The sequence below is a fragment of the Spongiactinospora gelatinilytica genome (assembly GCF_003236385.1).
GTDB classification, from domain to species: domain Bacteria; phylum Actinomycetota; class Actinomycetes; order Streptosporangiales; family Streptosporangiaceae; genus Spongiactinospora; species Spongiactinospora gelatinilytica.
Window position 1 is genome coordinate 1 of the sequence record NZ_POUA01000384.1, and the last position, 7,288, is coordinate 7,288.

Annotated in this window: 7 protein-coding genes; 3 read left to right on the forward strand and 4 right to left on the reverse strand. The window is 70.7% G+C overall.

Annotated features, from left to right (window positions below; all coding sequences use genetic code 11):
• The first annotated feature begins 427 nt into the window (after positions 1 to 427).
• The 3 genes from C1I98_RS32355 to C1I98_RS32365 are packed head-to-tail and all read left to right on the forward strand — an operon-like array spanning position 428 to position 3,107.
• A complete protein-coding gene (locus C1I98_RS32355; protein ID WP_111171150.1) occupies positions 428 to 1,102 on the forward strand; it encodes a response regulator in 675 nt (224 codons plus the stop codon).
• Positions 1,099 to 2,553 (forward strand): ATP-binding protein, encoded by a 1,455-nt coding sequence (locus C1I98_RS32360; RefSeq protein ID WP_233508376.1) that lies wholly within the window; start codon positions 1,099 to 1,101, stop codon positions 2,551 to 2,553. Before C1I98_RS32355 ends, C1I98_RS32360 begins: the two co-directional genes overlap by 4 nt.
• Positions 2,554 to 2,558: 5 nt before the next feature.
• Entirely contained in the window at positions 2,559 to 3,107 is a 549-nt protein-coding gene (locus tag C1I98_RS32365; protein WP_111171151.1) for a hypothetical protein, read from the forward strand.
• A 16-nt stretch (positions 3,108 to 3,123) separates the two neighbouring features.
• Here C1I98_RS32365 and phoH2 read toward each other — a convergent pair whose 3' ends face one another.
• The 4 genes from phoH2 to C1I98_RS32385 all read right to left on the reverse strand — a co-directional run.
• Entirely contained in the window at positions 3,124 to 4,392 is a 1,269-nt protein-coding gene (gene phoH2 / locus C1I98_RS32370; RefSeq protein WP_199537370.1) for an RNA 5'-3' helicase PhoH2, read from the reverse strand.
• Between the two features lie 321 nt (positions 4,393 to 4,713).
• On the reverse strand, positions 4,714 to 5,475 hold the full coding sequence (locus tag C1I98_RS32375) for an isoprenyl transferase (protein WP_111171153.1): 762 nt from the start codon (positions 5,473 to 5,475) through the stop codon (positions 4,714 to 4,716).
• 158 nt (positions 5,476 to 5,633) lie between these two features.
• Complete coding sequence (locus C1I98_RS32380) at positions 5,634 to 6,500, reverse strand: TIGR04222 domain-containing membrane protein (protein WP_158558273.1); 867 nt, start codon at positions 6,498 to 6,500, stop codon at positions 5,634 to 5,636.
• Positions 6,501 to 6,625: 125 nt separating this feature from the next.
• Positions 6,626 to 7,288: phosphoenolpyruvate carboxykinase domain-containing protein (locus C1I98_RS32385; RefSeq protein ID WP_146607770.1), on the reverse strand; the 663-nt coding region annotated here is incomplete at its 5' end.

Genomic DNA, 7,288 nt, shown 5'->3' on the forward strand with positions numbered 1-7,288 from the left:
TAAGAGACAGCCGGTTGCGGAGCGCTGGGTGCTCCTGCGGCGGCCCCGGGTCCCTTGTGACGCGGCGCGCTCTCTCAACTCCGGACCTGAACTCACGACCTATGAGCATGCCGTGAACCAGGGGGTGCTCCGCAACCGGAACGGCGGAATTGGGCCGCCCGGGCAAGCGACCGTTCACCGTATGGATGATCTAGCCACGCGGTGACATGGACTTTCCCGGCGAGTGTGATGTTCGCCACATTCTACTTACCGTGCCGCCACCAAGCGGTGACGGCACTCCATATGTAAGGTCCCCCCTTCGGAACCCCCGAGCCCGAAGGACGGACCCCCCACCAGACTTGCCGCCCTCTATCCCCATTGCATGGGTGATATGTCACAGTTCCGTGACACACGACGGCGGCACTGACCGGCGAACCATAATGACCGCGTGGCTGGCATCCTCCTCGTCGAAGACGATCCCTCGGTGCGCACGGCACTGGAACTGGCCCTGTCGCGGCAGGGCCACTCGGTGACCGCGTTCACCACCGGCGAGGAAGCCCTGAACCACATACGCGCCCGGCGGCCCGAGATCGCCATTCTCGACGTGATGCTGCCCGGCATCGACGGCGTGGAGGTCTGCCGCCGCATCCGCAGGTTCGACCAGCTTCCGGTGATATTGCTCACCGCCAGGGGCGACGATCTGGACGTGGTGGTGGGCCTGGAGGCCGGCGCCGACGACTACGTCATCAAACCGGTCGAGCCGCGGGTGCTCGACGCGCGCATCCGCGCGGTGCTGCGCCGGGCCGAGTCGGCCTCCTCCGACCGGATCGCGTTCGGCGACCTGGTGATCGACCGCGGCGCGCTGAAGGTGACCCGCGCCGGGCGGGAGATCCACCTGACGCCCACGGAGCTGCGACTGCTGCTCGAACTCGTCCGCCACCCCGGCCAGGTCCTCAACCGCCGCCACCTGCTCCGCGTCGTGTGGGACCACTCCCACATCGCCGACTCGCGCCTGGTGGACGCCTGCGTCCAGCGGGTCCGGGCCAAGATCGAGCCGGTGCCCGCCGAACCGGTGTTCATCCACACCGTCCGCGGGTTCGGCTACCGCTTCAGCCCCCCGTGAGGAACCTCCGGCACGCGCTGGAGGCGCTCAGGCGGGCCCGGCGGCGGCCGACCGGGCTGCGCGGCCGGTTGGTGATCACCTTCGCCCTGGTCGCGATGAGCGCCTCCGCGCTGGTCGCCGGGATCGGGTACACGCTGGTCAAGACCGCGCTGGTGAACCGCACCGAACGGGCCGCGGTCTCCGACGTGACCAACACCCTGGAGCAGATCTCGGTGCCGATCGGGGCGCTGTGGCCGGGCGAGCTGCCGCCCACCGGCGAGGATCTGAGCGCCGTGCACAGGTCGCTGCGCGCCCCCGGCCGCGAGGTGATCCTCACCTACCAGGAGGCGATCTACTCGGCCGAGCACATGACCGTCGGCGACGTGCCCTATGAGCTGGAGGTGCGGGCCAGGCACCGGATCGTGTCGCAGCGGGCCGTGATCGACGGGCGGACGTGGCTGGTCATCGGCACGCAGGTGCAGCGCCTGGCCAGGAACGGCGCCATCCTGCCGACCGGGATGACGGTGTACGTCTTCGTCTCCCTCGCCGACGAGCAGCGCATCCTGGCCGACCTGCGCGAGGGCCTGGCGAAGGCGGGCGCGATCACGCTCATCGTCGGGCTCACCGGCGCGCTGCTTTCGGCCCGGCGGGTACTGCTGCCGGTCCGCCGGCTCGGCCTGGCCGCCCGCGCCCTCGGCGAGGGCCGCCTGGACACCCGCCTGCCCGTACACGGCCGCGACGAACTGGCCCGGCTCACCGCGACGTTCAACGAGTCGGCCTCGGCGCTGGAGAAGAGCGTGACCGAGCTGCGCTCGCTGGAGGCCATCTCGCGGCGCTTCGTCGCCGACGTCTCCCACGAGCTGCGCACCCCGCTCGCGGCCATGACCGCGGTCACCGACATGCTCCATGAGGAGGCCGAACGGCTCCCCCCGGAACCGGCCAAGGCGGTACGGCTGGTCCTCGGCGAGATCGAACGGCTGCGCGTGCTCGTCGAGCACCTGATCGAGGCCAGCCGCCTGGACGCGGGCACCGCCACCCTCCGCGTCGAGCGGGTCAACATCGCCGACGCGCTGGCCGACTGCCTGGAGGTGCGCGGCTGGGCGGACCAGGTGCGGGTGAACGTCTCGGAGGGCCTGGCGTTCACCCTGGACCCGCGGCGGTTCGACGTCATCGTGGCGAACCTGGTGGGCAACGCGCTGCGGCACGGCGCGCCCCCGGTACTGCTCAGCGCCCGCGGCACGCCCAACGGGCTGGAGGTCAAGGTGCGCGACCACGGCAAGGGGATCTCGGTCGAGGACCTGCCGCACGTGTTCGACCGGTTCTTCAAGGCCGAGGCGGGCCGGGCGCGCAGCGAGGGCAGCGGGCTCGGGCTGCCCATCGCCCGGGCCAACGCCCAACTGCACGGCGGCACGATCTCGGTCCGGCGGCAGGACCCCGGCACGCTGTTCACGGTCTGGCTGCCGAACGCATGAAACGCATGAAAGGCATCAGGTGGGTGGCGGCGGCGCTGCTGCTGACCTTCCCGATGGGGTGCGGCATCGAGGCGGGCGGCGTCGCCGACCACGGGCACGCGCCGGTGGTCAGCTTCGAGCCGACCTTCATCACCGTCTACCTGCTGCGCGGGCAGCGCCTCGCGCCCGCCCGGGTGTCGGCGGCCTCCAACACCATCGAGGACATCGTGGCCGCGCTGTTCAAGGCGAGCGACCTGCCGCCGCCCGGCATGGATTCGGACCTGCGCGGCTTCACCCTGCGAGACAGCCAGCTCAGCCGGTACGGCCAGGTCGCCAGGAACGACCCCGACGTGCCGCGCGGGTTTCGGCTGCACATCTTCGTCGGCGGCGAGGACACGCTGAGCCGTACCGCGCTGGCCCAGCTCACCTGCACCACCGCCGGGCTGCGCAGCCGGGAGATCTGGGTCGTGCAGGTCACCCAGATGGAGCCCGACGGCACCCCCCACACCCGGGGAGAGCACGTGTGCAGCGAGTTCCGGGATCTGGCCTCGCCGGACACGCAACTCCCCCCGTGACGACCCTCGGGGCCCGTCAGGCGGTGAGGTCCTCCAGCATCTCGGTGACCAGGGCCGCGATCGGCGAACGCTCCGACCTGGTCAGCGTGACGTGCGCGAACAGCGGGTGGCCCTTGAGCTTCTCCACGACCGCGACCACGCCGTCGTGCCGCCCCACCCGCAGGTTGTCGCGCTGGGCGACGTCGTGGGTGAGCACCACGCGGGAGTTGGCGCCGATCCGCGACAGCACGGTCAGCAGCACCCCGCGCTCCAGCGACTGGGCCTCGTCCACGATCACGAACGCGTCGTGCAGGGACCGGCCGCGGATGTGGGTCAGCGGCAGGACCTCCAGCATGCCGCGCTCGATGACCTCCTCGATCACCTCGGGCGTGGTCACCGCGCCGAGCGTGTCGAAGACGGCCTGCGCCCAGGGCCCCATCTTCTCGTTCTCCGTGCCGGGCAGGTAGCCGAGCTCCTGCCCGCCCACCGCGTACAGCGGCCGGAAGACGACCACCTTGCGGTGCTGGCGGCGCTCCAGGACCGCCTCAAGGCCCGCGCACAGCGCCAGCGCGGACTTGCCGGTGCCCGCCCTGCCGCCCATCGACACGATGCCGACCTCTGGGTCCATCAGCAGGTCGAGCGCGATCCGCTGCTCGGCGGAACGGCCGTGCAGCCCGAACACCTCGCGGTCGCCGCGGACCAGCTTCACCGACTTGTCCGGCGCGACCCTGCCCAGCGCCGAGCCCTGCGCGGCGAGCAGCCGCAGGCCCGTGTGACAGGGCAGCTCGGCCGCCTCGGGCAGCTCCAGCGTGCCGTGCTCGAACAGGGCGGCGATGTCATCGCCGGTCACCTGTAGTTCGGTCATGCCCGTCCACCCGGACTCGGCGACCAGCTCGGCGCGGTACTCCTCGGCGACCAGACCGATCGACGCGGCCTTGATCCGCATCGGCAGGTCCTTGGAAACGAGCACCACATCGCATCCCTCGGCCGCGAGCGAGCGCGCGACGGTGAGGATGCGGGTGTCGTTGTCGCCGAGCCGGAAGCCGGCCGGCAGGATCGACGGGTCGCTGTGGTTGAGCTCCACCCGCACGGTGCCCTCGCCGATCGGCATGGGCGCGTCCAGCCTGCCGTGCGTGATCCGAAGGTCGTCGAGGTAGCGCAGCGCCTTGCGGGCGAAGTAGCCCAGTTCTGGATGGTGGCGCTTGCCTTCAAGCTCGGTGATGACGACGATCGGCAGGACTACCTCGTGCTCGGCGAAGCGGGTCATCGCCGCCGGGTCGGCGAGCAGTACCGAGGTGTCCAGCACGTAGGTGCGCCGCGCGGGGCGGCTGCCGTTGGGTAGATGGGTCGAGGACACTGCCACGCGATCTCCCCCGGGCGCCTTCTTAGGGTCGACGCCCTGACCAGATGAGGTGGGATTCGTACCGGACCCGGTCCCGCGCCACGCCGCCGGCGAAGCCGGATTCCGGCCCCCTCAGCAGGTGTTGTGCGCAAAAGCGGGCCCTCTCCGAAGTGGGGCGGACGCTGCCGCCCACCTTCTACGGTACGTCCTGAACTGCTGGTCCCCAATATGCCGAACCCGACTGAAAGGGGCAGTTCACATGCCGTTTCCGGCACGTACGCCGGATCAGGAGCCGTACCGCCGGTGCCGCGCGGCGTAGGAGCGGAGCGCCCGCAAGAAGTCGACCCTACGGAAATCCGGCCAGTAGGCCTCGCAGAAGTAGAACTCCGAGTGGGCGCTCTGCCAGAGCAGGAAGCCGGAGAGGCGCTGCTCCCCCGAGGTCCGGATGACCAGATCCGGGTCGGGCAGTCCGCGCGTGTAGAGATGCTCCGCGATGTGCTCGACATCGAGAACCTCCACGAGATCCTCGATACTCGCCCCCGTGCTGGCGTGCTCCTGGAGGAGAGAGCGCACCGCATCAGCGATCTCACGTCTTCCTCCATACCCAACCGCCACGTTCACAATCAGCCCGGGACGGTCGGAGGTGACTTCTTTTGCATTTTTCAGGACATGTGCGGTGTGATCCGGCAGAAGGTCCAAAGCGCCCACGGGTTTGATGTGCCACCCGGTCGCGACCAGCTCCTGCACCACGTCCTCGATGATCTTGAGTAGCGGCTCCAGTTCGTTCTTGGGGCGGGCCAGGTTGTCACTGGACAGCATCCAGATCGTGACGAACTCGACACCGGCGTCCCGGCACCAGGTGACGAGTTCGGAGATCTTGTCGGCGCCCTTGCGGTGGCCGCGGCTGACGTCGTCCAGGCCCATCGAGCGCGCCCAGCGGCGATTGCCGTCGATGATGACGCCCACGTGCCGGGGGATCATGTCAGGCGCGAGCCTGGTGCCCAGCCTGCGTTCGTACAGGCGGTAGAGCAGATCACGCACGCCCACGGGAATCCTCCCCTCCGGCCACCGCCCTCACCGCGCGGAGCCACGCCCGGATCACAGGCGATACGACACAGGCAATTATCACCGCCTCCGGGGGTCGCCTGTCCCAACAATCGGTCACGTGACGGGGATCCACCATCTCCGGCAGGGATTCGGAGGGGTCACTCGCCGCCGCCGTCACCGCCGCCGCCGTCACCGCCCCCGTCGCTCCAGCCACCGACCTCGTCCCCGTCCCCGGAGGACTTGCCCCGCCCGTCTCGGGTCAGCTCACGCCGCAGCCTCTCGTCACGGAGCTCGCCCGGCCCGTACAGGGCGACCGGCATCCCCACCTCGTGGACGACTCCGGGCGCGACCGGCGGGCCGCCCTCGCGGTAGACGTGCCGCGCCGCCGCGAGTTCGGCGTCGCCCGCGGCGCTCACCGCGTTGCGCCGGTCGCCGTTCGCCTCTGAGGCGACGGCGTGGGCGTACATCGCGAAGCCCAGCACGACGACCGCCATCACGATGGACTGCACCGACACGCCGCCCAACCCCGCGACGATCACGGCCGTCACCAGGGCCGCCTGCGAGATCCTGCGCAGCCTGCCCAGCGAACGACTGGCCGGCGCGTACACCTGCTCGGGAATGAGCATGCCGCGGCCGGTCAGGTCGCGGCGCAGGCCCTCCAGCACAGGCCCACGCGCCACCTCGCCACGGATCGCGGCCACCTTGATCCGGCCGGGGCGCGCGGCGACCGCGTCGAGCACGGCCAGCTCGACCGGATCGTAGGACGCCGCGCCGCGCGCCAAGCCGACCCGGCCGCCCCGGGCGATCTCGATCGCCCGGGTCGCGGCCAGCGTCGCCAAGGCGGTGACCACGACCCTGCGCGGCCCGCCCGCCAGGAAGGCGATCTGGTAGTGGTTCAGATCGCCCCGCGCCTGACGGACGTCGGCGGCGGGCCGCAGCCGCCGGATCTTCGCCGCGGTGGACTTGGTGGCGACGAAGGTCAGCACCACCACGGCGAGGGCGAGCAGCGCGGTCACCGGATTCACCGACGTCTCCCTGAGTTTCGCTGATTTTCGCTGGGCCGGGAAAAAGACCCGAACCAGCCCCAGCTCAGTGAGACGCCGCGGCAGGCAGGAAAGTTCGCCTGCGGGACAAAAACGGCATCGCGGGTTCAGCCCAGGCGCTTCACCAGCGCGTGGTACTCGTCCCACAGCTCCTTGGGCAGATGGTCGCCGAAGGTCTCGAAGTGCGGCGGGATCAGCGCGGCCTCCTCCTTCCACGCCTCCGCATCCACCGACAGCAGCGTCTCCAGGGCCTGCGGGGAGATGTCCAGCCCGTCGGTGTCGAGCCGGTCGGGTACCAGCCCGATCGGCGTGCTCACGGCCTCGGCCTCGCCGTTGAGCCGCTCAACGATCCACTTGAGCACCCGGCTGTTCTCGCCGAACCCCGGCCACAGGAACGAGCCGTCCGCGCCCTTGCGGAACCAGTTGACGTAGTAGATCCGCGGCAGGTCCGCGCCCTGGCGGCGGCCGACCTCCAGCCAGTGGGCGAAGTAGTCGCCCATGTTGTAGCCGCAGAACGGCAGCATCGCGAACGGGTCGCGGCGCAGCTCGCCGACCTTGCCCTCGGCCGCCGCGGTCTTCTCCGAGGCGACGTTCGCGCCCAGGAACACGCCGTGCTGCCAGCTCAGCGCCTCGGTGACCAGCGGCACCGCGGTGGCCCTCCGGCCGCCGAACAGGATCGCCGAGATCGGCACGCCCGCCGGGTCCTGCCACTCGGGGGCGATGGTCGGGCACTGCGCGGCCGGGGTGGTGAACCGGGCGTTGGGGTGGGC

Bases quoted from the DNA above. Each gene is read 5' to 3' on its own strand.
- C1I98_RS32365 (WP_111171151.1), top strand. From the start codon at position 2,559: ATGAAAGGCATCAGGTGGGTGGCGGCGGCGCTGCTGCTGACCTTCCCG.